The 24,117-nt window shown below is 43.2% G+C and carries 28 protein-coding genes and 1 pseudogene; 8 read left to right on the forward strand and 21 right to left on the reverse strand.

The features are described 5' to 3' along the window. Positions 1–62 precede the first annotated feature (62 nt). Together gerQ and ACVHUV_RS01040 are read left to right on the forward strand one after the other, a co-directional pair. Positions 63–419 (forward strand): spore coat protein GerQ, encoded by a 357-nt coding sequence (gerQ, locus tag ACVHUV_RS01035; RefSeq protein WP_462086836.1) that lies wholly within the window; start codon positions 63–65, stop codon positions 417–419. Between the two features lie 144 nt (positions 420–563). Then, positions 564–686 carry a hypothetical protein gene (locus ACVHUV_RS01040; RefSeq protein ID WP_317944601.1) on the forward strand — a complete coding sequence of 41 codons (123 nt, stop codon included), beginning with the start codon at positions 564–566 and terminating at the stop codon, positions 684–686. Between the two features lie 117 nt (positions 687–803). Here the strand turns inward: ACVHUV_RS01040 and ACVHUV_RS01045 are convergent, their stop codons facing one another. From ACVHUV_RS01045 to ACVHUV_RS01070, 6 genes are all read right to left on the reverse strand, one after another. After that, positions 804–1,847 (reverse strand): beta-carotene 15,15'-monooxygenase, encoded by a 1,044-nt coding sequence (locus tag ACVHUV_RS01045; RefSeq protein ID WP_462085826.1) that lies wholly within the window; start codon positions 1,845–1,847, stop codon positions 804–806. Positions 1,848–2,235: 388 nt separating this feature from the next. After that, on the reverse strand, positions 2,236–2,616 hold the full coding sequence (locus tag ACVHUV_RS01050; RefSeq protein WP_371390856.1) for a DUF423 domain-containing protein: 381 nt from the start codon (positions 2,614–2,616) through the stop codon (positions 2,236–2,238). Positions 2,617–2,715: 99 nt separating this feature from the next. Then, entirely contained in the window at positions 2,716–2,976 is a 261-nt protein-coding gene (locus tag ACVHUV_RS01055; protein WP_317944607.1) for a YwdI family protein, read from the reverse strand. Further along, positions 2,973–3,149: a uracil-DNA glycosylase gene (locus ACVHUV_RS01060; protein ID WP_317944609.1), complete on the reverse strand. Its 177-nt coding sequence runs from the start codon at positions 3,147–3,149 to the stop codon at positions 2,973–2,975. The genes ACVHUV_RS01055 and ACVHUV_RS01060 overlap by 4 nt, the downstream gene beginning before the upstream one ends. Before the next feature lie 123 nt (positions 3,150–3,272). After that, a complete protein-coding gene (locus tag ACVHUV_RS01065) occupies positions 3,273–3,959 on the reverse strand; it encodes a uracil-DNA glycosylase (RefSeq protein ID WP_462085827.1) in 687 nt (228 codons plus the stop codon). After that, positions 3,949–4,725: a DUF4230 domain-containing protein gene (locus ACVHUV_RS01070; RefSeq protein WP_462085828.1), complete on the reverse strand. Its 777-nt coding sequence runs from the start codon at positions 4,723–4,725 to the stop codon at positions 3,949–3,951. The genes ACVHUV_RS01065 and ACVHUV_RS01070 overlap by 11 nt, the downstream gene beginning before the upstream one ends. Positions 4,726–5,137: 412 nt before the next feature. Here ACVHUV_RS01070 and thiD point away from each other — a divergent pair, with 412 nt between their 5' ends. From thiD to ACVHUV_RS01090, 4 genes are all read left to right on the forward strand, one after another. Next, the gene (gene thiD, locus ACVHUV_RS01075) at positions 5,138–5,971 is read left to right on the forward strand and encodes a bifunctional hydroxymethylpyrimidine kinase/phosphomethylpyrimidine kinase (protein WP_462085829.1); all 834 of its coding nucleotides are present in this window, start codon (positions 5,138–5,140) and stop codon (positions 5,969–5,971) included. Between the two features lie 250 nt (positions 5,972–6,221). Further along, positions 6,222–6,572, forward strand: coding sequence for a YojF family protein (locus ACVHUV_RS01080; protein ID WP_317944616.1), 351 nt, complete (start codon positions 6,222–6,224; stop codon positions 6,570–6,572). 33 nt (positions 6,573–6,605) lie between these two features. After that, a complete protein-coding gene (gene bshB2 / locus ACVHUV_RS01085) occupies positions 6,606–7,289 on the forward strand; it encodes a bacillithiol biosynthesis deacetylase BshB2 (RefSeq protein WP_462085830.1) in 684 nt (227 codons plus the stop codon). 171 nt (positions 7,290–7,460) lie between these two features. Further along, positions 7,461–8,813, forward strand: coding sequence for a YjiH family protein (locus tag ACVHUV_RS01090; RefSeq protein ID WP_462085831.1), 1,353 nt, complete (start codon positions 7,461–7,463; stop codon positions 8,811–8,813). A 321-nt stretch (positions 8,814–9,134) separates the two neighbouring features. Here the strand turns inward: ACVHUV_RS01090 and ACVHUV_RS01095 are convergent, their stop codons facing one another. The 5 genes from ACVHUV_RS01095 to ACVHUV_RS01115 form a co-directional block, all read right to left on the reverse strand. Continuing rightward, positions 9,135–9,305, reverse strand: a complete 171-nt coding sequence (locus tag ACVHUV_RS01095) for a hypothetical protein (protein ID WP_462085832.1) — start codon at positions 9,303–9,305, stop codon at positions 9,135–9,137. A gap of 54 nt (positions 9,306–9,359) precedes the next feature. Then, positions 9,360–9,602: a hypothetical protein gene (locus ACVHUV_RS01100; protein ID WP_462085833.1), complete on the reverse strand. Its 243-nt coding sequence runs from the start codon at positions 9,600–9,602 to the stop codon at positions 9,360–9,362. 40 nt (positions 9,603–9,642) lie between these two features. Next, entirely contained in the window at positions 9,643–9,798 is a 156-nt protein-coding gene (locus ACVHUV_RS01105) for a hypothetical protein (protein ID WP_462085834.1), read from the reverse strand. Positions 9,799–9,939: 141 nt separating this feature from the next. Continuing rightward, positions 9,940–10,647 carry a hypothetical protein gene (locus ACVHUV_RS01110; protein WP_462085835.1) on the reverse strand — a complete coding sequence of 236 codons (708 nt, stop codon included), beginning with the start codon at positions 10,645–10,647 and terminating at the stop codon, positions 9,940–9,942. 234 nt (positions 10,648–10,881) lie between these two features. After that, the gene (locus ACVHUV_RS01115; protein WP_462085836.1) at positions 10,882–11,826 is read right to left on the reverse strand and encodes an L-threonine 3-dehydrogenase; all 945 of its coding nucleotides are present in this window, start codon (positions 11,824–11,826) and stop codon (positions 10,882–10,884) included. A 189-nt stretch (positions 11,827–12,015) separates the two neighbouring features. Between ACVHUV_RS01115 and ACVHUV_RS01120 the strand changes: the two genes are divergently transcribed. Both ACVHUV_RS01120 and ACVHUV_RS01125 read left to right on the forward strand, forming a co-directional pair. After that, positions 12,016–12,672 (forward strand): hypothetical protein, encoded by a 657-nt coding sequence (locus tag ACVHUV_RS01120; protein ID WP_462085837.1) that lies wholly within the window; start codon positions 12,016–12,018, stop codon positions 12,670–12,672. 3 nt (positions 12,673–12,675) lie between these two features. Then, positions 12,676–12,846, forward strand: a complete 171-nt coding sequence (locus ACVHUV_RS01125) for a hypothetical protein (protein ID WP_317944630.1) — start codon at positions 12,676–12,678, stop codon at positions 12,844–12,846. A 53-nt stretch (positions 12,847–12,899) separates the two neighbouring features. Here ACVHUV_RS01125 and ACVHUV_RS01130 read toward each other — a convergent pair whose 3' ends face one another. The 10 genes and pseudogenes from ACVHUV_RS01130 to ACVHUV_RS01175 all read right to left on the reverse strand — a co-directional run bounded on the left by ACVHUV_RS01130 (position 12,900) and on the right by ACVHUV_RS01175 (position 24,002). Next, the gene (locus ACVHUV_RS01130; RefSeq protein WP_462085838.1) at positions 12,900–13,217 is read right to left on the reverse strand and encodes a DUF6958 family protein; all 318 of its coding nucleotides are present in this window, start codon (positions 13,215–13,217) and stop codon (positions 12,900–12,902) included. A gap of 271 nt (positions 13,218–13,488) precedes the next feature. Next, a complete protein-coding gene (locus ACVHUV_RS01135) occupies positions 13,489–14,679 on the reverse strand; it encodes a glycine C-acetyltransferase (protein WP_462085839.1) in 1,191 nt (396 codons plus the stop codon). Positions 14,680–14,751: 72 nt separating this feature from the next. Continuing rightward, complete coding sequence (locus tag ACVHUV_RS01140) at positions 14,752–15,834, reverse strand: hypothetical protein (protein WP_462085840.1); 1,083 nt, start codon at positions 15,832–15,834, stop codon at positions 14,752–14,754. Positions 15,835–16,384: 550 nt separating this feature from the next. Continuing rightward, on the reverse strand, positions 16,385–16,651 hold the full coding sequence (locus tag ACVHUV_RS01145; protein ID WP_317944636.1) for a hypothetical protein: 267 nt from the start codon (positions 16,649–16,651) through the stop codon (positions 16,385–16,387). Between the two features lie 344 nt (positions 16,652–16,995). Next, positions 16,996–17,645, reverse strand: a pseudogene (locus ACVHUV_RS01150) (YczE/YyaS/YitT family protein). Positions 17,646–17,746: 101 nt separating this feature from the next. Further along, positions 17,747–18,238 (reverse strand): Cys-tRNA(Pro) deacylase, encoded by a 492-nt coding sequence (gene ybaK, locus ACVHUV_RS01155; RefSeq protein WP_462085841.1) that lies wholly within the window; start codon positions 18,236–18,238, stop codon positions 17,747–17,749. 152 nt (positions 18,239–18,390) lie between these two features. Beyond that, entirely contained in the window at positions 18,391–18,981 is a 591-nt protein-coding gene (locus tag ACVHUV_RS01160; RefSeq protein WP_462085842.1) for a hypothetical protein, read from the reverse strand. Between the two features lie 134 nt (positions 18,982–19,115). Beyond that, a complete protein-coding gene (locus tag ACVHUV_RS01165; protein WP_462085843.1) occupies positions 19,116–21,284 on the reverse strand; it encodes a DNA topoisomerase III in 2,169 nt (722 codons plus the stop codon). Positions 21,285–21,430: 146 nt separating this feature from the next. Next, positions 21,431–21,994, reverse strand: coding sequence for an NADPH-dependent FMN reductase (locus ACVHUV_RS01170; protein ID WP_317944642.1), 564 nt, complete (start codon positions 21,992–21,994; stop codon positions 21,431–21,433). Between the two features lie 64 nt (positions 21,995–22,058). Continuing rightward, positions 22,059–24,002: a cation:proton antiporter gene (locus ACVHUV_RS01175; protein WP_462085844.1), complete on the reverse strand. Its 1,944-nt coding sequence runs from the start codon at positions 24,000–24,002 to the stop codon at positions 22,059–22,061. Between the last annotated feature and the right edge of the window lie 115 nt (positions 24,003–24,117).

Consider the following 24,117-nt stretch of genomic DNA (forward strand, 5'->3'; position numbering starts at 1 on the left):
CCATGGAAAAATTCAAACGCAATTACACCAAGGTGTAATTGACCACATGAAAGGATGAGTAAATCGTGCAATACTATTGGTATCCAGGATTTCAACCGCAACAACCAGGGACAACACCACCACAAGTAACCATTCCAAGCGGAGGAAGACCACCAGCTACGCCATTTCGGGAAGAATCGTATATCGAGAACATTTTACGTCTTAACCGGGGAAAAATCGGTACATTCAACTTCTCTTTCGAAAACGCATTAGCTGCTGGAAAAAATACGCTCGCGATTCGAGGCATGGTCGAAGCTGCCGGTCGCGATCACGTCATTTTAAGTGAAAGTGGCACTGGGGATCGTTTTTTAATGCCTATGATTTACTTTGACTATGCTCAATTTGACGAAGAGCTCAATTATTTTAATCAACAGCCCTAATACGTTATCCCCCATTGTTCTTTGAATAGTGGGGGTTTTTCTTTTTAATGGATGATCTTGGTATGTACCTATTTTTGTAACGAGAAAACATATTGTTCTTATCTAACCTTTTTACGCGTGCACTTTAAACGAGGAGGAACATGAATGGACAAGTTCTTAAAATTTATCATTGCAGTATCGTTACTAACAATAGCAGTAAATAGTATGTTAATCAGTAGCTATTTAAAGAATATTGTTGAGTTAATAGGCGGTATTAGTATTCCTTAATCCCCTTAAAACAGCAATAACCTAATGGTTATAAAAAGTGATTCTGCTCACATGAAAACAGACACGTTACTAGAAACAACTTTTCCAGTAACCTGTCTGTTTTTGGCCTGAGTATCCCTATAACTTTTTAGAAAGTGTTTGTTTAAAACGTTCAAGTTCATCCACACGAATTGCAGCAGTATTAAATTCCTTTTCCGCTCCTAAAAACAATGTTGCCTTCAACGGACGGTTAAAGTGGATAATACAGTGCGGCTTTACATCTTCAAAATCTCTCGCAATAAATTCGATAAGATTTTTCTTTTTTAACGGGTAAGCCTCTGCGTCAGCACCCCAATCTACTTTCTCAATTGCATCGTAAGGGATTTCAATTCGCTTGCTTAACCCTAACGATAGTTGAAGATGGTCTTCATTCATCTTCAATGGATTAAGGCGTATTGCTTGGATATCCGCAATAAAATAGATGACCGAGTAAACATTCAATACGAGTAAAACAACTGAAAGGATGAAGGATTTTTCGTGTAGCCACCAATGGATTCCTATCGTTTCAATGACAATTGCATGAATGAGCATAATGTTAAACGCCAGCATGCTCGTTTTCTGATGTAACGTGAACAAGTTCTGTCCAACTGGAGGTTGGCGCTTCCAAGCTGCAAAGGCATAGTAAAACATTAGTACTTCAGCGGCTATGATAGAAATAAGCGGATGCGCCGAAACTCTTTCCTTGACCAGTCTAGGAAATGCAAACAAACTACTCGAATTACTTTGCTTGAGATCTTTAATAATTGTAGGCAAATGTTTTGCTAGAAGGAAAAGAAGACCGATTTCAGCTAGAATAATCAAACCCTCAAAACCAATTGCAACATAAGGAAGCACTTTAAATGGAGCAAAATGTTCAGCAGGAATGATAAACCGAGCAGCGATTAGCCCCATCACCATAAATGTTAAGAAACGCTTTATTGTAAAGCCCTTTTTTCGCGTCAACGCTAAAATCAAAAGTGGCGCGACAATTGTAAAATCGAGCAGCGATCCAATGACAACTCCACGAGAATCAGCCGGAATTGGGATGGCAGGCAGTCGATAAGCTAAGAAATTACTAACAAGTACGAGAAGAAGTAATACAAGTAAAATGGCTTGTTTGGAGCGTGAACCGGTCAACACCATACAATCTCCCCCTTTTTATATAGTTTATCAAAAGAATAATCGGTGAACGAATAATTTTTTGACAATTGAGTGTACAGTGTATTGTTTTCGCAACCGCTAGACGTTACTTCTCTCTATTCGGACGTAGAGGACACGGTTCAAGCGTGGGGTAACGCTCTTTGGAGCGAGACAGTCTCCTTTTGAAGCGAGATGAACCACTTTGGACTCTGCACGACTCGCTTTGGGTGCGGAACAAACCACTTTTGACCGAGGCGTACTCGTATTAAAGTTGTCTCACGCGAAGAGACACCATTCACGCGTAACCTCGCCCATTTCTAGAACTCACGATGACGCGATTCCACAAAAAAGAGTTGAAGAATTTAGGCACTTCAACTCGATCAAACGCTTATTATTTTCCAAATTTCACTGCTGCGATGATTAACATTATCCAGCCAGCAATGAATGCGACGCCGCCGATTGGGGTGATGGCGCCTAAAATTCCGATGCCTGACAGACTAAGGACGTAGAGGCTACCGGAGAAAATGATCGTACCCGCGAGCAGTAAGTAGCCTGCCCAGCTCAGTTGTGTCGACGGTCCGAGGAGCGCGGAGCTCATGAGGATGCCGACTGCTAGGAGACCGATGGCGTGAAACATTTGGTATTGAACGGCCGTTTCCCAGATGGCGAGGTAATGCGCGGATAGGCGTTCTTTCAGTGCATGTGCGCCAAATGCGCCGAGGGCAACGGCGATGGCCGCGTTAACAGCACCAGCGATAATAAAAAATGGCATATGGTTTCCTTCTTTCTGAATGTGAATAATTGTTTCTATTTCTATGATAGCTCATTTCAACAAGTATTCCCGTTTTCATGATAGGCAAGTTTTCAACAATTAGAAATCGAAAATCGAACCGCCATTTGCGTCTTCTTCAACAAGCGGTTTGCTCTCCAGTGAATGAATTTGTGGTTGTTGGGCAAGCGGTACGGCCTGTTGGACAACTGGTTGCGTTGCTATCGTTTCTTCGCCTAGTACGACTTCGCAAAGCGAGCGGATTGCTGCCAAAGCTTCTCGAATTGCTTGTTCATCATTCGTCGTTCGTGCCTGATGAAGTTGGCGTTCCATTTCTGCAAGTATTCGTTTCGTCGCAATCAACGTCGGATGCCCCCTTTTTTCGGTTCATATTTCATACATTCCATGCCGGACGATCGTCGGACGACGATGGACGGTAGTTCGCGCGTTTTAAATCCATATGCCTTACAACCACGGGGATGTTTTGGGTCCCATGTGACATAAAAATATTGACAGGTAAAACAATTTACAGCCATGTCATCAACCTCTTTCCTATCAACTGTATCATGGCCTAACTGCGTACGCAACGACGCGCCCCAATGAGGTTTTCGCTTGTCGAATCTCTACAGTTCACAAAAACTAAGGGTCATTCATTCCCATCAAATTCCCCCATCGGTCTTACACCACTCAATTGGGCGAACATTCCACGCTTGTAAAATCGCATTTGTTTTCGAAAATGGACGGCTGCCAAAAAACCCTCGGCTTGCACTCAAGGGGCTTGGATGAACCGATTCCACAATAGCATTAATCGAGAGGTCTATTAATTTCCTTTTCTCCTGAGCAGGACGCCCCCACAATATAAAAACTACCGGTTCTTCGCGCATGGCTAAGCGACGAATGACTTCATCCGTGAAAGTCTCCCACCCTTGTTTTCGATGAGAATGCGCTTCTCCTTCTCGGACGGTCAGAACGGTATTGAGCATTAGCACGCCTTGTTTTGCCCAGCCTGTCAACGTACCGGTCGGAGGAATATCGCAACCAATATCCGCCTGCAATTCTTTAAAAATATTACGGAGACTCGGTGGAAATTTGACATCCGGCTTGACGGAAAAACTGAGTCCATGTGCTTGTCCTGGCCCGTGGTACGGATCTTGTCCAAGTATGACGACTTGCACTTTATGGAATGGGGTCAGTTTAAAAGCAGTCCATACGTCTTCCCTAGTTGGATAGACTGTTTCATTTTCATATTCATCCGCAAGGTATTGCTGCAGGTTAGCAAAGTAGGGTTTTGTGAATTCTTCTTGCAATACGTCATCCCAGTCGTTGCCAAACACTTTATTCGCCATGCTTCTCAGTCTCCTTGAACTCAATCGTCACGTCATAGCCTGCGAATGAAAACATTTCCTTTAAGGTCTTTTCTGCATTGAATTGCGCGGTTTTTAACACACCTTGTCCTGTCGCTTCTTCCAAAATGAGTGTCTTCGCTTCTGCTGCTAGATCATATGCTTCGTTAATGTCCGCTTTTTCGCGGAACACCCCTTCATACGAATAGATCTCAACATCTTCAAAATAGATTTCTGCACCGCCTAAAAATCGAGCTGCTGGTAACGTTAGTTTAGCTGTTTTCTTCTCGTCATCAATGACAATATCGTTTTCAGTTACGCCGGATAAATCGACGCCCGCCTTTACGGAACCTGGTATGACGACAAGTAGTTGCCGTTTTGTCCCAGGTACATTCATGCCGATACTTTGCCCGAACAATTGATTGTCCGACCGCTCGACAATTACTTTTGTAAACGCCTCGGCGGTTGCCATTTCATTTAAATCCTGTATTTGTTCCACGAAGACGCCTTTTTCTTCGGTGAACGTGCTACCTTGTTTTAATACATAAAATGTGACGAACGGAATTGCGATAACTAGCAGGATAGCCAAGACCGCCATGAGGATAAACGAACGCTTCCAAAGCTTGAACGATAGAAAAAGTTTGCCGATGCGCCAGAAACTCTTCCTCCTGCCCATTGCTTCTTCCACTGTGACAGCACTTTCCGATTCTGCCGCCTTCAATTCTTTTAACAGTTTCTCGATTTCTTGTATTTTTTTCTGATCTCCCATACTTTCACTCACCTTCCTTCGACACAATCCGTTACACTTCGAGTCTATTCTACTAAGTTGTACGTTTGGCCTATGAAAAAGTTTCCTGGCAAACTATACATCTGTGACAACTCCTTGCCAAATCGTTTTTCATTGCAAGGTCACCGGTTTAGTTGCGGGAGAATCACGGAGTAATTTATCTGAGGCCTGTGATGACCGGCTTTGAGTTAGAGACGACACGGTTTGGATGCGGGTCTGCCCAACTTAGGTCACAAAACGGTCTACCATGGGCACCAGAGCTCTACTTCGAACGCACCGCACAGCCGCTTTACGTTAGCATCACTATTTTCAATTCCTGTTAATTGTATTTTACGTTTTTCTTCCTTACTATGAAAGGAAAGATTTTAATCCAACACGAAGGAGAATCACAACAATGACGATGAAAAAAACGTTGACGATTGCAGGTTCAGATACATCGGGAGGAGCTGGCATTCAGGCCGACCTAAAGACATTCCAAGAGCATGGCACGTATGGCATGACCGCTTTGACAGTCGTCGTGACGATGGATCCCGACAATCATTGGAATCACGGAGTCTACTCCCTTCCAATTGACGTGTTGCAAGCACAACTAAAAACGGCACTTTCGACAGGCATTGACGCCATTAAAACAGGCATGTTGAGCACGGAAGAAGTCATTCGGACGGCAGGCGAAGCAATTACGGCATCAGGACTTGATCATGTCGTCATTGATCCGGTGATGGTCTGTAAAGGAGATGACGAAGTGTTGAACCCTGGTACGGTCGATGCCATGGTGGAATACTTACTTCCTCATGCAGAGATTGTCACGCCAAACCTGTTTGAAGCAGGCCAATTGGCGAGCATGAAAACCCCGACAACGATTGAACAGATGAAATCAGTTGCCGAAAAAATTCATTCATTAGGAGCACGCAATGTTGTTATAAAAGGCGGGAAACAATTGGATCACGACAAAGCCGCCGATCTGTTTTATGACGGTGAGACATTCACCTTATTGGAAGCAGAAAAAACAGCGACGCCATATAACCATGGAGCCGGATGTACGTTTGCAGCAGCGATTACCGCGAACCTTGCGAATGGACTTGCCGTCAAGGAAGCGGTCATTGAAGCAAAGCGGTTCGTCTCTGCAGCGATCGCTAACGGCTGGCAGCTGAATGCGTATGTTGGCCCTGTCATGCACGGTGCGAAAAATCGATTTGGTGCATCAGACATTACGACAACAACGATCTAATCGCCTGGATTGGCTAGGTGCCCGTAAAGTAACGCGGGCATCTAGCTTTTTTAGGCGATTCACTCCGAAACTGCACAGGCCGTTTCATCGGCACCAGCATGTATACCATGTATATCCCACTACTGCTCGCCACCTTTCTGCTATGTCCACCCTCTTGATGAAGACGACCCCTTCAAGCACGTCAATCGCATTCAATCATCGTTTTCTATATACTTAAACCATTGATAGTTTGCACGAAGGAGGATTCTGCATGGAAAAAGTTCAACCCGCGCACTTACAGGAATTGCTTAATTCCTATGCGAATAAAGATGTGTACATCCATCTTGAAACGACGAACGGCGCTTACGCAACGCATTTCAAAGAAGGATTTTTTAATGCTGGTGCCTTTATCCGGAACGTTGTTGTGAAATATGAGCTCGGAAAAGTGGCTGGTGATTCGCCACATCGCATCGGCTTGAAATTGCCTTCCGGTTGGATTTATGCGCAAGGCATCACGCATTACACAGTCGACGAGCACGACCGTCTCCTCATGGCAGGCTTGGATCCCGACGGAAAATTGGCAGTCGCTCTTGAAATTAGTGAAACACCGTTTACATATTAAGTTGTAGCAATGGTAAGCTAAGGAGGCTTTTCGATGATAAAAAAAGAACGTCACGTACTCGTCATTTTCCCACATCCAGACGATGAAGCTTTCGGCGTATCGGGTACCATTTCCACCTACATCGAGATGGGCGTGCCGGTTACTTACGCATGCTTAACACTAGGGGAAATGGGGAGAAATTTAGGCAATCCCCCATTTGCAAACCGCGAAACATTGCCGCAAGTTCGTAAACAAGAACTGCAAAACGCAGCCGCTGCAATGGGCCTTACCGATTTACGGATGATGGGTTTGCGCGATAAGACACTTGAATTTGAAGACGACGAAAAGATGATTAAACTCATTACAGACTTAATTGAAGACACAAATCCATCGCTCGTCATTTCATTTTATCCAGGATTGTCCGTCCATCCGGATCATGATGCTACAGCGCGCGCAGTCGTCCGTGCAATTCGGCGGATGCCTGAAGACGAGCGGCCAACGTTGTATACAATCGCCTTTGCACACAATACGGTCGACGTCATTGGACAACCGGATATCGTTCATCACGTAGAAGGTGCTGCGCAAAAGAAACTTGCGACGTTGAATGCGCACGCTTCCCAAACCGTCTGGATGATGCGCGATATGGAAAAGCGTTTAGCTGAAAAAGACCCTGAAGCGATGAAATGGCTACACTACGAACGCTTCTATACGTATCAGTGGGATCGCGATTTTGAATGAACCCAAACAAAGCCCTGTCTGCATTGTTGACAGGGCTTTGTTTTATTCTTTAAAAAATGAATACAGAAAACTACAACATTGTGATACGATATTTACATTAGGTCTTCATGCAGTTAAAATGTATAATTATACAATAAAAATGATAGTTTATTCACAAAGGGGAGAAACAGCGTGAAAAAGCATAGCACATCCACATGGCTTTACTTTTTAGTACCATCTATACTCGGCATTATCTTGTTCATGATTCCTCTAAAATTCGGAGACGAATGGAAAGTGCCAATCGCAAAATTTTCAGCGATTCTTTCCGGTTGGGTAGAACCTGCAATGCCAATGGCTGCAATGATTTTGATTAGTATCGCGGCGATCGGTTCTTTAGTATTTCTATTCGTCCCGCGGTCCAGTTCAAAACCGTCGCTCATGGAATCCTTATTCAAAGTGACACCATTTTGGGCCATCACACGTCTTGTCGGGGCAATTTTCGCCATCATGATAACGTTCCAAGTCGGACCGGAAGCCATCTGGAATGAAAACACAGGCGGCTTGCTACTGGCACCAGATGGTCTTGTATCATTCTTATTCACGATTTTCTTATTTGCCGGCTTGCTCTTACCACTTCTATTAAACTTCGGTTTACTAGAGTTTTTCGGCACAATGATGGTGAAGGTAATGCGTCCATTGTTCAATTTACCAGGTCGTTCTTCCATTGATGCACTCGCTTCATGGATTGGCGACGGAACAATCGGGGTTTTATTGACAAGCAAACAATATGAAGAAGGCCACTACACGCAACGTGAAGCAGCGATTATCGCTACGACGTTTTCAGTCGTTTCGATTACGTTCTCACTCGTTATTATCGATACAGTTGGCATGTCGCAATATTTCCTACCGTTCTATGCAACTGTTATTTTAACCGGTATCATCTTGGCATTAATCATGCCACGGATTTATCCGCTGCGTGGTAAAAAGACCGAGTATATTGACGGTCGAAAGTTTACAGGTGCAGACGAAAAGTTACCTGCAGGGTACAACGTTGTCAGCCACGGGTTGGAGTATGCGCTAGACACAGCTTCAAAAAATCGTTCCATCGGCAAAATCTTCACAGACGGCATGAAAAACGTGCTCGACATGTGGATCGGTGTTGCGCCAGTCGTTATGGCGTTCGGTACAATCGCCCTTGTTCTAGCTGAATATACAAGCGTGTTCACCATTTTAGGAAAGCCGTTCGAACCGATTTTAGCTGTACTCGGTATTCCAGAAGCTGCAGAAGCTGCACAAACAATGGTCGTCGGATTTGCAGATATGTTCTTACCTGTAATCCTCGCAGACGGTGTCATCACGTCCCCGATTACGTTGTTTACAATCGCTACGATTTCGGTCGTACAACTCATTTACATGTCTGAAGTCGGTGGCTTGATCCTCGGAACAAAAATACCACTGAACATTTTAGACTTGATCATCATTTTCTTATTACGTACGCTCATCGCCCTACCAATCGTAGCCGGCGTTGCACATCTGTTATTTTAATTTGTCATTGCAAAACCACCGTATCTGTTTGAGATACGGTGGTTTTTTGTTTGGATTGAGGGTGTTTGGGCTGCGTCAAAGGTCACGAAATGGCGATAACTTTGTGAATTCGATCGATAACTTTGTGAACTTGATCGATAAGTCGGCGGATTCAATCGAATAAATTGTGAACTTGATCGATAAGTTAGTTTATCCGATCGATAACCTCCTTGTCTCAATTGAAAAGCTACTACTTTGCGAAGTTTGCATTTCAATAAATGCAAAAAAGGAACTGAACGGCAAACCGCTCAATCCCTTTCTCCCTCTATCACATAACCTTATTTACTTATCTTGTAACTTTTTGTATATAGCGATTTGCATACCTAAAATCATTCCAATAGGTACCGTTAAACTGAAAATAGCTCCTGTTACATTGGAGTATATATTTTCGAAAATAATAAAAGCCACAGCGCTGATAAAGATACCTAAGAATAGATAGGGAATAATTTTCATAAGCTCTCTCCAAATCGTTAATTTCGAACTTTCTTTAGCAGCAAGAGTCGCTAATTATTGAACCTTATTGCTTTTAAACTTCACTCGATAACCAATCATGAGCATTAAGAAAAGCACCGGTAAAAATCCTAAATAAGATAACGGCGGACGCACACTTGCAAAGTACAACGATATCGGCAGACTCGCAATTAAACACACGAACATGGCTGACCAAGAACGGTTAATGACCGCGTAGAATAAAGAAATGAATAGTAGAATGATTGAGAATGACATGATGATCGTTAGTAATAAACCCACATTACATACCCCCATTCAATTCATTGAAAAAGCATTTAACTCACTTGTTCGTACCAATCCGATTAATTACAAAAATGACGGCGAGAAGAATCAACAAACATACTAAGAGATACAACGTGAACTCTTTAGAGATGAGGAAAAAGGCGAGAACAGGAATAATACAAACAAAAATGATTCCGTAAATTACATACTTCAAAAATACATCTCCTTCGCTTTGTTACTAAATTAGTAGTTGTGTTCAGTACTATTACATTGTAATGAAAATAATTAAGTTTATCTACAACTACACATTTTATTTATTCTGTAAGCATAAAGCGCTAAATTACTGAAACACCCTTTAATTTCCATCAATGAACTCTTTGATTTCATCAGACAAGATAGATGTGTCCCAAGGATACCAATAATAGGTGTTTCCGTCGAACTGCATGGTAAATTTATAAGCAATTGGACCTTCCGTATAGAAAACCATTTCGTAAAAAAGAGGATCCCCTTTTTCACTATTTGGCTGGAAGTTAGGATTTTCTTCACTCTCCACTAGTAGTTGAAGGAAGATATTGACGTCTTCGCTCTTTGTCAATTTAGCAATCAATTTATCCTTCTCTGCCGGAATAGCTTGATAAATTTCTATTAACTTAACCTTTTCAATGGGCATATCTTTAAAATGCCACTGATAGTCAAGTTCATCTCTTGAAAAGTATACTTGGTATCCATTTATGGCATGAGCATCCTTTACTGCGATTAAATGCGGTTGATCCTTGACTTGAAAAATCTCAGTTCCCTTTTCATGAAATGCAGCATCGCCATCTTTGATTTTATAGTTTGCATTTGTTACGTTATCTGCCACTCTAAAGTTAACCGTTCCAATTTTTTCTCCAATATCGTGTTCGTCTGCTAAAACCCCAGAATAAATTCCATTGTATTCTATTCCTTGGAGTTTAATAAAATCCACCCATTCAATTATACTTTCACCACCAAAAGCAGATGGCCGGCAACCCGTTAGTACGAATAAAATTACACCGAAGAAGAACATCCTCCGTTTCTTCATGAAATCCGCCTCCTTATTCAGTAGACGGAAATTCAAGACATTTCGTTACATTCAAATTAAAAAAAATCCAGTATGTAATGCTAATCCTCCAACTAAAAAATACTCGCTCATCGACAACTCTCCGTAAGAAGACAGCTTTTTATTACTTAAATCGTTTATTTCAACAAACTGACTTCTAAATACCAAACAAAAAACCGTCAATCCTAATCGAATCAACGGTTTTCCTATATACGCTTATCGTTGTAACTTCACCTTTAACTTTTCAAGCATGTCAGCGGTCATTGCGTCCAAATCATATTGTGCTTTAAAGCCCCACTCCGCCACAGCTGCTGAAGGATCGATGCTGTCTGGCCAACTGTCAGCGATTGCTTGACGAGCAGGATCTACATTATAAGATAGTGTAAAGTTAGGAATATGCTTTTGAATGGAAGCTGCAATTTGGCTCGGTTCGAAGCTCATAGCCGTTACGTTGAATGCATTGCGGTGCACCAATTTCGCTGGGTCCGCTTCCATTAAGTCAACGATTGCTTGCAGTGCGTCTGGCATATACATCATATCCATGTATGTACCTGCTGCAATGAAGGACTCGTACTTCCCTTCTTCGATCGCTTTGTAGTAAATATCTACCGCATAGTCTGTCGTTCCGCCACCAGGTTGTGCGACATACGAGATGAGTCCAGGGAAGCGCACACCTCTTGTATCGATGCCGAAACGGCTGAAATAGTAGTCACATAATAGCTCACCTGATACTTTATTGACACCATACATGGTCGTCGGACGTTGCAACGTATCTTGCGGCGTATTCACTTTTGGCGTTGAAGGGCCAAATGCTCCGATTGAACTTGGCGTGAAAAATTGCATGTTTAATTCGCGAGCGACTTCCAGTGCGTTTAGAAGTCCACCCATGTTCAAATTCCAAGCAAACAATGGATTTTTTTCTGCGGTTGCTGATAACAAAGCAGCCATGTGCATAATCGTATCTGCACCAAAATCCTTTGCCAAATCATGCATTTTCTTACCGTCTGTCACATCTAGCACTTCAAATGGACCCGCAATCGGATGTTCAGGTTTACGAATATCTGTCGATAAAACATTATTTTCGCCATATTCTTTTTGGAGTTTACCAATTAATTCGGAACCAATCTGGCCAAGTGCACCCGTAACAATTATTTTCTTCAACACATACTCCTCCTAAAGATCAAATGTATTTATGGAAAGGACAAAAATTATTCTAAGTAGTATAAACTCTTTATTATCAATACATTACGATTATATTATGTTCTTTTCTGAAAAACAACTACCTGTTTTAGTTAGCAATCTTTTCCTCTCAATTTTCTGTTATACTAAAGAAAAACATTGAGGTGCATCATGTTTAGTAAATACGTTAATTACATAATTGTTATTGTCATCAGCGTCCTGCTCGCTTTGTCTTTATACATGGCGGGGTTACAGCCATGGCTCGTTTTTACAATCATCATGATTTTCACGTTCGTCTTAACGATGGGTTACCCATTCTATATCATATACAAATCCCGCAATTTGAAACTGATTAACCGGTATTTGACAAACCATCGCAGTAAACCGATTTTTGGATATGCTTATGCACTCGCTCATGGAACGGACGAGGAAGTTATTACTTCTTTACAGCGTGTGCTTAAATCCTATGCAAATGCAGAAGTGCAACAAGTGTACAAAGCAAATTTATATTTCCACCAGAAAGAGTGGAGAAATCTCGTGGAGTTTTCAAAAACAATGGAAGACCCTGCTTATCGGAATTATTACAGCGGAATCGGGTATACTATGAATAACAATCTGGAAAGAGCTTCTGAATGTTTGGCCAAGCTTGGTACCCCGTGGATGGTACATTCATTGAAAGGGATCATTGCAGCTAAGCAAAAGAAGAGAGAGGTTTTTGAGAAAGAGATGGCGATGGCGACAAAACAAGCTGTCGGCATGCAAAGGCATGTTTTGCACTATACGTTGAAGAGAGTAGCTGAGAGGACATTTTCAACGAAGGAGGTGTGAGAAATGGACTTTGTGGAAGAGACATTTGTCGAATTAAAAGATGGCACCCGTTGCCTCATTGTCGCGGTTCGACCGAATGAACAGACGCAATATGACCTCGAACTTCCTAACGGTGAACTCACAACGGTCTTTCATGATGAAGTGGCAAGAGAAGTTCACATTCCAACTAAATAAACCCCTTTGTAAACACAAAGCAAGCCCATCAATCAACGAAGGGCTTGCTTTTATCATTTAGCGAATCGAACAAATAATTGACCGTTCAATAGTGGACACTCCAACTGTCCACGCGCTTCTAAATCTGTAACAATCGCTTCCATATACCATCGATTATTGCCGTCAAAAGGAGTTAATCGTTTCAACGTTCTTGTTGAAAGCTCTTCAAATGAAATAACACCGGCTTCTCTTATAATCATCAACATCGTCTTTTTAATCTTTTCATATCTATATTTAACAATCGACGCACCCGCTCTGCCGTTCGACTGCAATAACTGAATGCTCTCATTATATCGCATACTATCATCCTTCTTCGCATGATTTCTTCTCATCTATTACCCTTTTTACTAAAAAGTAATCATCCTGTAACGTTAAATAGTAAAAAAAGACTAGTTTTGTTACAAAGCCAATCGACCAATTGACGATAATGGCGAAAATTGAGAGCACTCTTATTCCGAGTCTAGTCGCTTTATGCGCGAAACTTCCGTCCCCTTCTCTTCAAATGTCTTTAATCATGTAAAGAACATCTATAGCACCTGCATCATTCAATAAAAAAACTACCGTACCAGCACAAAAGCCGATACGATAGTTGATAAAATATTTTTATGAAATGACGCCTAACTCTTTCCCTACTTTTTCATATATCGCAAGTGCGTCATCGAGCATTTCCTTCGTGTGCGCTGCAGTCGGCATATTCCGAACGCGGCCTGTGCCTTTTGGAACCGTCGGGAAGACGATGGATTTTGCGTAAACGCCTTCTTCGATTAAGCGTGTAGAGAATTGCTGTGTCAACTTCTCTTCGCCGATAATGCATGGTGTAATTGGTGTTTCGGAAACACCGATGTCAAAGCCAAGGTTTTTCAACCCTTCCTTCAAGTAACGGCCGTTTTCCCATAACTTATCGTGCAGTTCCGTAGATGCCATGATTTTATCTAATGCGCCCATAATCGCTGCAACATCGCCTGCCGGTAAAGCCGTTGAGAATAAAAACGGACGTGAGCGGACTTTCAACCAGTCGATCAAGTTTTGTGTACCTGCTACATAACCGCCGACAACACCAATCGCTTTTGATAACGTACCGATTTGGAAGTCGATTTCTTTTTCTAGACCGAAATGCTTCACAGTCCCTTTTCCTAGACCGGTAACGCCTGAACCATGCGCGTCATCCACATACGTGATCAAATCGAACTCTTTCGCGATTTCCACGATTTCCGGCAACTTCGCAATATCGCCATCCATCGAGAACACGCCGTCTGTAATGTACATGAGCTTACCGTATTGACCGGATTCTTTCGCTTCTTTCGCCTTCGCTCTTAAATCGTCCATATCTTGGTGTTTCACACGGATGATTTTTGCACCAGATAGACGACAGCCGTCGATAATGGATGCGTGGTTCAATTCATCTGAAAGAATCGCATCTTGTTTTGTCATCACCGCTGAAATCGCAGCCATATTACAATTGAAACCGGATTGGTATGAAATCGCTGCTTCCGTTCCTTTGAACTCCGCGAGTTTCTTTTCGAGTTCGATATGAATGTCGAGTGTACCGTTAATCGTACGGACGGCTCCAGCACCTACACCGTATTTTTCAGTTGCTACAATCGCAAGTTTTTTCAAATCTTCGTCAGTCGCCAGACCTAAATAGTTATTGGAGGATAGATTAATTAAATCTTTTCCTTTGATTTTAATAACAGGACCATTTGGACCTTCCACGGGATCAATAACATTGTGCAATCCTTGGTCACGCAATTCTTGTAAATTTTGTTGTAAATACGTATCGAGAACTTTGGACAAATTGATCTTCCTTTCAATCAGGTGATGCCCCCATTTTAGCATATGGAAGCAAAACGCGCTGAAAGAACCGTTTCACTCATGAATGCATGCCCAGAACTGCTTCGCTTTCTCTTCGAATCGTTTCCGATCAATCGCCTTATCCATAACGTCACGGAGCTTGCTTTCAGACTGCGCAAATGCGTGCATATACCCGATACCGTCCATTATTTTTTCCTTGTAACGCCCTTCAATCTCTTGCACAGCCTCTTCCGCTTCTGCATTTTCAGCAACGAGCGAAACAAGGTCTAAAATTTCATCGCCTGGTCGTTCAGGGTCATATTCATGTGGCAGAGTTGCATCGAACAGACAAACCGAAAGTTCCGGAAACAACAACAGATCGACACTATTCGGATCTAATCCACACCAACCATACTGAACGTCAATTCCACGTTGTTCCGCTTCTTTCCCAAGCGTTTTCAACATCGTCGATTTCCCCGTACCCGATAAACCTTTCATAAGAATCCGCCTTTTCACTCGGCTCGTAATGGACGGCAAATAATCACGCGATCCGCCCGGCGCAAGTGAGCCTGCGATACGATGGGCCACTGTCGATTTCTTGTGCAACTTCATCGTACCGAACAATTCCACTTTTAAGGATTCAAGCAATTCATCATGTTCTTTCCACATGACCCTCGGAATATTTAACGCTTCTTTTTCCTCATGAATGTGAATGGCATTTGTCATTGCTTTCAGCAGCTTTGTTCGTTGAAGATCCGATTCCTCAGCTATCTTTTTCAAGTCGGTTGTTTGAGCTTGTAGTTTATTCTCATCGAACGTATCGTAAAAACTGATGACACGATGACGCCCACCGAACTCCGTCGGTTCCAAAGCGACCGGATGGGATGATTGGAGAATGAATAACCCGAATGCACTGACGAAAATGGCGTCAATTCGATCTACATCGACCGGGTTATGAAAACGGTCCACGTCAAATCCTCGTTTAATGAAATAAGTTGTCGCTTCATTCAATAAATCAGACACTGTATTTGTAAGTGGTGCTTTTAACAACAACGTCTGCTCCGCGGTGGCAATCAATGTGTCGTATTTATGCGCAATCCCCCGTCCTGTATAGGCTGTCCCCATGTATTCGGTAATTGTTCCGTATATGATAACCATCCTTTCCCTTCGATTGACTTCTTGCATACATCTACCATATGCCTAACGCATAAAAAAAAGCACGGCTTGTCTTACATAAATTAAATCTTGGATAACACATTATAGACTATTAAACTGACTAAGGCGTGTTGATTAACCAATTTATAGGATACAAGACTATACGGTTTTCCTTATAATCTTCGATAAATACCGGATTTCCGCTTCAGGCGGACGCGTTCCGCGGGCACGGCTTCAGCCGCTTCCCTCGCTTCGCTCAGTCCAGGGTCTTCAGCTCGCGCTGTTCCCGCAGGAGTCGCCGCCTTCCACTCCAATCCTGATGAGCATTTACTAAAGTGAGTAGCAATATACTAGTTGACTAGAGTGCATGCGCCGACTCCAGGGGGGACAGCACAAATTGTGAGACCCCACAGGGAAAGCCGGTACGCAAGCAAAAGGGTTCGAGGGTATATTTATAAATAAAGAGTTAACCAACACACCTGAAATTGACTAAAAGTACAACAGCAAAAAAACGCACAGCTCAATTCGTCTGTGCGTTTTACTCAACATAATTTCAAGTTTTTTTAAAGTACTCTCTACCCAAAATGATTAATCCAACGAGTGCTAAAACCCAACCTATAATAAGAGGCAATCCTAAAAACAACGAATCTACCCGATCCTCACCATACATCTCTCCGCCTATAATGGTAAACCAAAACTTTGACCTACCAGACCACCACGAAGTCGAATCAGGCACATAGATCGCACCTGCGATAATCACGGTTGCAGCCAGGAATAAACCACCCATCATGACGAATCCACCAATTACTACATTCTTCAAATGTCCCTCACTCCAGTGTTGCCAGAATATCCATTGACTACTAACAATAATAACCTACCAATCTTGTTGATGAACTAACGATTAAATTTCTTTCATCTGTTATATTTTACCACAACGGAGTTGCTTACTATCACTAAAAATGCAATTCAATCAAATGATTTTATTTAACTTCAGATTAATCCTTGCTCCAAATTAGAACGCATTAATGGCATTTCACTATCCATTCATTTTGCGAGCTTCTACTGCACATCTCGAGTACTCGGACAACAAAAAGGGACACAGTCCATATAGGAAGTGTGTCCCGTGCTAGGTTTCTTAGCGTACTCACTCAGCACCAAATCTACTTATGCCTTCTCCATCTTCTTAATAAACAATACACTTTCATCTTCTTGAATAATATTCAGCAATAATCTTCTGCATTGCGGAAGCGAATAATGGACAATTTGACCAATTAACAACGCAATGATGACCGTACCGACGCCAACCGGGCCACCTAATAACCAACCCGCAATGGCAACCGTCACTTCAATCATAGTGCGCACTTTCTTCACGCCGATTCCTAACTTATCGACAAGAATGAGCATTAAACTATCACGCGGCCCTGCTCCAACGTTCGGCGCAACGTAAATGCCAATTCCGTATGCGAGCACAAGCACACCGCACGTAAAGATGCTCACTTGCCCCGTCATGGACGAAAAATCAGGTAGTAACCAGTTGAACAAATCAATGAACAACCCGATTAACACCATATTCAACCATGTCCCGACTTGCGGCCATTGTTTCAACACAGCCGCGGTCACAAGAATAATGAGGAACCCCGTAATGATCCCCACGTACCGATCGACAAACCAAAATTTTGATACAACCCGACATGCAACACATCCCACGGACCGATCCCGAGCCGTTGCCCTTTTATCGTCATCGAAATCCCTAGCGACATGACCATCATGCCGACGAGGAAGAAAATCCACCGCCACATAAAAATCTTTCTCATATGCATTCTTCTTTCTACTACTTATAATCTTACACCAGCGCAACTCTAAATAGCCTATTCTACCATTGTATCATGGAGTTTTAGCACAATACATGCCTAAATTACCCTTTTGTTAGATCGCAAAATGTAGCTCCTACTACACGGGCAAGATCCTGCGGCGACACTTTCATTTGCAAACCGGGCTTGCCAGCACTTACAACAATCGCTTCAAAATTCATAGCCGTCGTATCTAACACCGTCGGATACTGCTTTTTCATCCCAACTGCCGAACATCCCCCACGTACATAACCGGTTTCTTTTGTTAAATCCTTTAACGGCAACATCTCAAGTTTTTTCACACCTGCCGCTTTCGCTGCCTTTTTCAAGTCCAATTCTTCACGAACTGGGATGAGAAATACGAACAATTCATTTACACTCGCACGTGAAACTAACGTTTTGTACACAAGTTCACTAGACGTCCCCGTTTTCTCCGCGGCCGAAACCCCATCAACCAATCCATCATCAACTGCATATTCCATTAACACATACGGCACTTTTTCATTGTCCAAGATGCGGACAGCATTTGTCTTCACCGTTTTCTTCTGTTTCCCCATGTGCACACGCCCCTTCCACGAACTTCCGATACCATTTACTTTACCAGTTCCTGCTACATTGTACGTGACAGATGCTCTCGGCATCCAAATTCTATACAAAAAAGCAGCAAGATTCCCTAGGGAGGTGGGATCTTACTACTTTTTCATCTACATTATGCGCTTCTTGAAAAACTTGGCCATGCAGTCATAAACCGATTTTGCTTCGCTTCCATTTGGATGGCGTATGCGGAGATTGCTTTCGCAAAACGCTTTTGTTCAAGAAGCAGTTCCCGTTCTAGATCGGTAGGGAGATCCATGGATGCCACTTTGAACGTTTCCGCTTTTGCTCGATTTGCTTCTGCAACTTGTTGGGATTGTTCCCTCTTTTGCAACGCAAGTCGTGCTTCGGTTTCCATGATTTTGGCTGAAGCCGTCGCTGCTAACTGATAATCTGCCGTTGTCGGATCTGTCGAAGCAATCGCTTCCCTTCTAACATCCCGCCACACGTCTATCGTTTCTTCCAACGTCTTTCCAACTGGAATCGCAACCTGCTTCACTTGCCCAGCACCAAGCTTTGTAAAATCCCGACGATCCAAATGTTCCGCTTTTCCTGTCAGCAGTGCTTCCAAGTCCGCCACTGTTTTTTGGTGCCGCCCGTTGTACTCGGCTTGGCGGTCATACGCTCGTTCTGCATGTCTGCGTTTCGTCGCGTCGTACCGTTGCACTTGATCCGCGGCCGATGCAAATAGCATACTGGCATTCATGCTCTCTCACCTCCTAAAGGATTCGCTTATTGATAAGTATATCCATTTTTCAGTTACAACTGTATCCTGTAAAAGAGCTAAAATCGAAGCGTAAAGTAGGTAATCATGACTCTCAATGGCTGCAAATGCCGCATTTATTCCTTCTCAAATAGTTTTTTCAGCGCATCCGCCATCGCATTATTCGTCGGTTCTTCCTGCTTTTTCAAGAACTTCTGTACATCACGTTTGTCCGCTTTCTTACCGCCGGATTGGTTTCTCCGCTTTTCAAAAGCCGACAATTTTTCACGGTGTCCACATTTGCAGACGAAAATACGTCCGTCTCCTTCTCCACGCAACTCCAGTTTCTTTTTACAATTCGGGCAACGTGCATTCGTCAACTGAGAAACATTCCGTCTGTGTCCGCACTCTCGATCTTGACAGACAAGCATTTTACCTCGTTTCCCATTCACTTCTAGTAAAGGTTTGCCGCAATCCGGGCACATCTTCCCTGTCACATTATCATGACGGAATTTCTTCTCATCCGTTTTGATTTCATGGACTGTTTTCTTTGAAAATGCAATCATCTCTTTCATGAAGACCGCTTTTTTCATTTTCCCATTCGCAATTTTTGTTAAGCTCTGTTCCCATTCAGCTGTTAAAGCAGGGGATTTCAAGTCTTCTGGAACAAGTTCCAACAACTGTCTTCCTTTAGAAGTCGTATAAATATCGTTTCCTTTTTTCTCAATGACAAACGAACTGAACAACTTCTCAATTATCTCCGCTCGTGTCGCAACGGTTCCGAGGCCACCTGTTTCACCAAGGGTTTTAATCAAGTCTTTGGATTCTCCTGCCATGAATTGCGCAGGGTTTTCCATCGCTGCAAGCAACGTTCCTTCATTGAAACGGGCTGGTGGTTTCGTTTGGCCATCCGTCATGACCACAGCACGGATTTTCATTTCCTCCCCTACTTTGAAAGCAGGCAAGCGATCCGTATCTTCTTCCTCGTCATCTGTGGAGTAAACCGTCTTCCATCCTTCATCCGTCACCGTTCTTCCTTTGGCTTTGAACGTCTCTCCGCCAACTTCCAGCTCAACCGTCACTTGGTCGTAACGGAACGGGCCGAAAAATACGGCAAGGAAACGTTTCACAATTAAATCATACAACCGCTGTTCCTTGTCAGATAGGTTTTGAAGTACCGGCGTTTCCTCCGTCGGAATGATGGCGTGGTGATCCGATACACGCTTGTCGTCAATGACGCCTTTTTGCGGCTTCACACTGTTCGAACGCAGCAACACATTGACCGCTTTCCGGTACGCGCCAACATCAACCGCTTTAATACGCTCTTTTAACGTTCCTGCCATATCGGTCGTCAAATGTTTGGAGTCTGTTCGAGGATACGTCACCGCTTTATGTCGTTCATACAAACCTTGTAATGTCGATAATGTTTCTTTTGCCGACCAAGACCATCTGCGGTGTGCTTCTTTTTGCAATTCCGTCAAGTCGAATAAAGGCGGTGCAGGCTGTTGCTTCGGCGTCGTCTTTACGTCCTTCACCTTTCCGACATGCACTCCATCCAATTGACTCAATAACTTTTCAACTAGTTCTTTATTGAAAGATTGTGTCTGTCCTGTACGGTCTGCCCATGTGAACTTCGTCGTTTCCGTTAACGCTTGCATGCCATAATAAGACTTCGGTTTGAACTCTCGGATTTGTCTTTCACGTTCCGCAATCATGCTTAACGTCGGGGTTTGTACACGTCCTGTCGATAACTGTGCATTATATTTCACCGTTAACGCACGCGTCGCATTAATGCCGACGACCCAATCCGCTTCTGCTCGAGCAACTGCTGCTTCATACAAGTTTTCATACGCACGACCATCTTTTAAATTGTTGAAGCCGTCTTTAATCGCTTTATCGGTTACGGATGAAATCCAAAGACGTTTCACCGGTTTGCGATTTTTAGCCATTTCTAAAATCCATCGTGCGACTAACTCGCCTTCCCGCCCGGCATCCGTTGCGATGATGACATTTGACACGTCATTGCGGCGTAATTGTGCTTTCACTGCATTAAATTGCTTTGTCGTCTGGCGAATCGGTGTTAATTTGAACGGTTCCGGTATGATTGGCAACAATTCCAATTTCCACTCTTTATATTCATTACCGTACCCTTCAGGATCTGCATGCGTGACGAGATGCCCGAGTGCCCACGTTACAATATAGTTAGAACCTTCCAGAAATCCATTTCCTTTTTTATTACACCCGAGCACCCTTGCAATGTCGCGGGCGACTGAGGGTTTTTCGGATAATACAACTGATTTGGACATAAAAAAATCCCCTTTCTACATACATCGATTATACGGGAGTTCGGTCATTGTTGCATGCTAGATGACCAACTCCTCTACTTGCTTTACTACGTTTAATAGAAAAAACCTGCCGTTTCCTGTTGAAAGGTCGGCAGGTCTCCTATTGCTTATTTTTCATCCAACATGTCGTTGGCTAAGCCTTTACTCATTTCCGTATACTTCTCAAACACCCTTACCAATTCGCGTAAACGGTTGTGTACATCTTCATCGATAATCCGATTGTCTTGGTCGAAATGACCGGCATGTGTGTATACGTAATTCGGCGTCACGAGGCAGCGGAAGTAATCTAAAATGGGCTTCAACTGATTTTCGACGACTAGATGATGCTGATACGTTCCACCATTTGCAACAATGGACACTGGTTTGTAGCGCATCGCATGTGGGTGTAGCATATCAAAAGCGTTTTTTAATACGCCTGGAATGGATCCTTGGAAGATCGGCGTGGCAATGATATATCCATCCGCTTCTTCAAATTTCTTTATGAGTCGTTGCATATCTGCATTATATTGCGCTGACGGACGTCCATCTACGAATTGATGCTCATAATCCGCAAAATTCATCCGCTCAACTTCTATTGCACTGCCACTTTCTTTCACATACGTTTCGACCGTATCGAGCACTGCGCCCGTTTTGTTGCCGATAATGGTCCCGTCCACAAACAAAACTTTCAATGGTCATCCTCCTCAAAGCTGTTTCTCCATTTCCAATCGTACCATAACACTATGAGCAATACTGTTACAGCGCTCCTTTGGCATGGATCGTTGAAATTGGAGCAGCTCCAGGTATTTCAGGTTTGGATTGGGTCGGTTCCTCGGTGAACAGTTCTTCTAGTTTTTCATAAGGAACTTCACGATCTCCATTTTCACCTTCCAAACGTTCTTTCACGCGTTCAATCGTTTTCGCCGGAGACGTCAATGCGACAATCGCATCGCCTGCGGACGCTTGCAACTCCACTTTCGGTGTAAAGAACTCAATCGAACCGTCCGCTCGTAAAATGTATAACAAAATCGCTTTGTCATCACGTTCACGCAAATACTGTGTATAGCTATATTGCTTCGTCAATAACGTTTTTCGAATGACATGCCCCGTATGCATCCGTTCTTCCAAATCGTAAATGGAGATGGCAGGGCTAAATAATGCCTGACCGCCTGTAATCGTAAAGAATTCCTCATCCTTACTTACTTGGAAGGCTGTTTGGAATAAATGATCACGCCCAAGATCCGGAGCAAAATCTGCACAAACATGCGCGTTATATACATCCGTCTTTGTCATCGCCAACATGTATCGGTATGGCGTCAAGTCAATGTGGTATTCGATCTGTTCTGATAAAATATCGCCAACATAACTATTGATGCCACTCTTTCTTGCATCCGCCAATGCCGCCCACGACTGATCGATGAGCAGCACTTCATTACCCGTCTCCTTAATGGACTGTGCGAGCTTAGCTGCAAATCGGCTTCCCCCGACAATCGCCACACCTGATTCATCCGTCGTTGTCAAATTCAGTTTTTTAGCAACAAATCCAATGGAGAAACCGTGAAGGACAACGGTCGATAACACTAATGCAAAGGTCAGAGCCGTGAGGAGTTCCGCATCCTCATAACCGTTTTCTAATAAAATCGTTGCAAAATAACCTGAAACCGTCAAGGCGACAATTCCTCTTGGCGCAATCCAACCAATCAACAATTTCTCACGTGTCGTCAAATCCGTGCCAATCGTCGAAAGCCATATCGACAACGGCCGTACAATAAAGATCATTGCGGCAACATAAATGAGGATGGAAGGGTTGAAAACTTCTATTAACACTTTTGGATTCAGAGAAGCCGTCAACATGACAAAAATGCCTGATATGAGTAGGACTGAAATATTTTCTTTGAAATGACGCACGTCGTTTAGAGTCGTCAAGCGCATATTCGCCATTTTCATCCCCATGGCAGTAACGGCTAATAACCCGGTTTCATGCATGATTTCATCTGAGAAAACAAAGGTGAACAATACAACAACAAACAGAATCGGCGCTTTTAAATATTCGGGAATGCTCCCACGCTCAAATGCATTTCCGATAACCAACGCGACAATCCATCCAAGAAAGACGGCAAAAGCGGAAGCTGCAAAAAACAGCATCAACGCGTTAAACGTCACTTCACTATTAATGAACTTAATAAATTCGAAAGCAAATACTGCTAGCAACGCACCAAATGGGTCGACGACAATCCCTTCCCACTTTAAGATCGCTGCCACACGCGGCTTCAACTTCGCCTGTCTCAACAACGGCAAAATAACTGTCGGTCCAGTAACGATGAACAATCCACCGATAATGAACGCCACTTCCCAAGACAGACCTGCTAAATAATGGGCCGCCAAAGAGCCTGCAATCCACGCAATGAACGCTCCGATGGTAACAATTCGCCCAACTGGTTTGCTGAACCCTCTAATTTCACGGACATCCAAGTTTAAACTACCTTCAAAAAGAATGATCGCAACCGCGAATGTAATAATCGGACCAAACAAATCCCCCATACTTTGTTGGGGATTAATCCAACCAAAAATCGGTCCGACAATTAGCCCAGCTACCGCCATGACAACGATGGCCGGCATCCGGTATTTCCATGCAACCCATTGGGAAAGCATCCCTATAAGAATGACAAACATGAGATCGAACAATAAAGAATCAAACATGGAAATACCCCATTTCCCTCTAGATTAGATGTTAGTTTACCACATTTCCATTCCCTTTCCACGCATTTGGACATAACTTGTTTGAACGAATCATAGGGTTAAGAGAAGCTTCATT

It is taken from the genome of Sporosarcina saromensis (assembly GCF_054901285.1).

Bases quoted from the DNA above. Each gene is read 5' to 3' on its own strand.
- ACVHUV_RS01040 (WP_317944601.1), top strand. From the start codon at position 564: ATGGACAAGTTCTTAAAATTTATCATTGCAGTATCGTTACTAACAATA.
- ACVHUV_RS01045 (WP_462085826.1), bottom strand. From the start codon at position 1,847: ATGGTGTTGACCGGTTCACGCTCCAAACAAGCCATTTTACTTGTATTA.
- ACVHUV_RS01050 (WP_371390856.1), bottom strand. From the start codon at position 2,616: ATGCCATTTTTTATTATCGCTGGTGCTGTTAACGCGGCCATCGCCGTT.
- ACVHUV_RS01060 (WP_317944609.1), bottom strand. From the start codon at position 3,149: ATGGCTGTAAATTGTTTTACCTGTCAATATTTTTATGTCACATGGGAC.
- ACVHUV_RS01065 (WP_462085827.1), bottom strand. From the start codon at position 3,959: ATGGCGAATAAAGTGTTTGGCAACGACTGGGATGACGTATTGCAAGAA.
- ACVHUV_RS01070 (WP_462085828.1), bottom strand. From the start codon at position 4,725: ATGGGAGATCAGAAAAAAATACAAGAAATCGAGAAACTGTTAAAAGAA.
- thiD (WP_462085829.1), top strand. From the start codon at position 5,138: ATGACGATGAAAAAAACGTTGACGATTGCAGGTTCAGATACATCGGGA.
- ACVHUV_RS01080 (WP_317944616.1), top strand. From the start codon at position 6,222: ATGGAAAAAGTTCAACCCGCGCACTTACAGGAATTGCTTAATTCCTAT.
- bshB2 (WP_462085830.1), top strand. From the start codon at position 6,606: ATGATAAAAAAAGAACGTCACGTACTCGTCATTTTCCCACATCCAGAC.
- ACVHUV_RS01095 (WP_462085832.1), bottom strand. From the start codon at position 9,305: ATGAAAATTATTCCCTATCTATTCTTAGGTATCTTTATCAGCGCTGTG.
- ACVHUV_RS01110 (WP_462085835.1), bottom strand. From the start codon at position 10,647: ATGAAGAAACGGAGGATGTTCTTCTTCGGTGTAATTTTATTCGTACTA.
- ACVHUV_RS01120 (WP_462085837.1), top strand. From the start codon at position 12,016: ATGTTTAGTAAATACGTTAATTACATAATTGTTATTGTCATCAGCGTC.
- ACVHUV_RS01125 (WP_317944630.1), top strand. From the start codon at position 12,676: ATGGACTTTGTGGAAGAGACATTTGTCGAATTAAAAGATGGCACCCGT.
- ACVHUV_RS01130 (WP_462085838.1), bottom strand. From the start codon at position 13,217: ATGAGAAGAAATCATGCGAAGAAGGATGATAGTATGCGATATAATGAG.
- ACVHUV_RS01140 (WP_462085840.1), bottom strand. From the start codon at position 15,834: ATGGTTATCATATACGGAACAATTACCGAATACATGGGGACAGCCTAT.
- ybaK (WP_462085841.1), bottom strand. From the start codon at position 18,238: ATGGGGAAACAGAAGAAAACGGTGAAGACAAATGCTGTCCGCATCTTG.
- ACVHUV_RS01160 (WP_462085842.1), bottom strand. From the start codon at position 18,981: ATGAATGCCAGTATGCTATTTGCATCGGCCGCGGATCAAGTGCAACGG.
- ACVHUV_RS01165 (WP_462085843.1), bottom strand. From the start codon at position 21,284: ATGTCCAAATCAGTTGTATTATCCGAAAAACCCTCAGTCGCCCGCGAC.
- ACVHUV_RS01175 (WP_462085844.1), bottom strand. From the start codon at position 24,002: ATGTTTGATTCTTTATTGTTCGATCTCATGTTTGTCATTCTTATAGGG.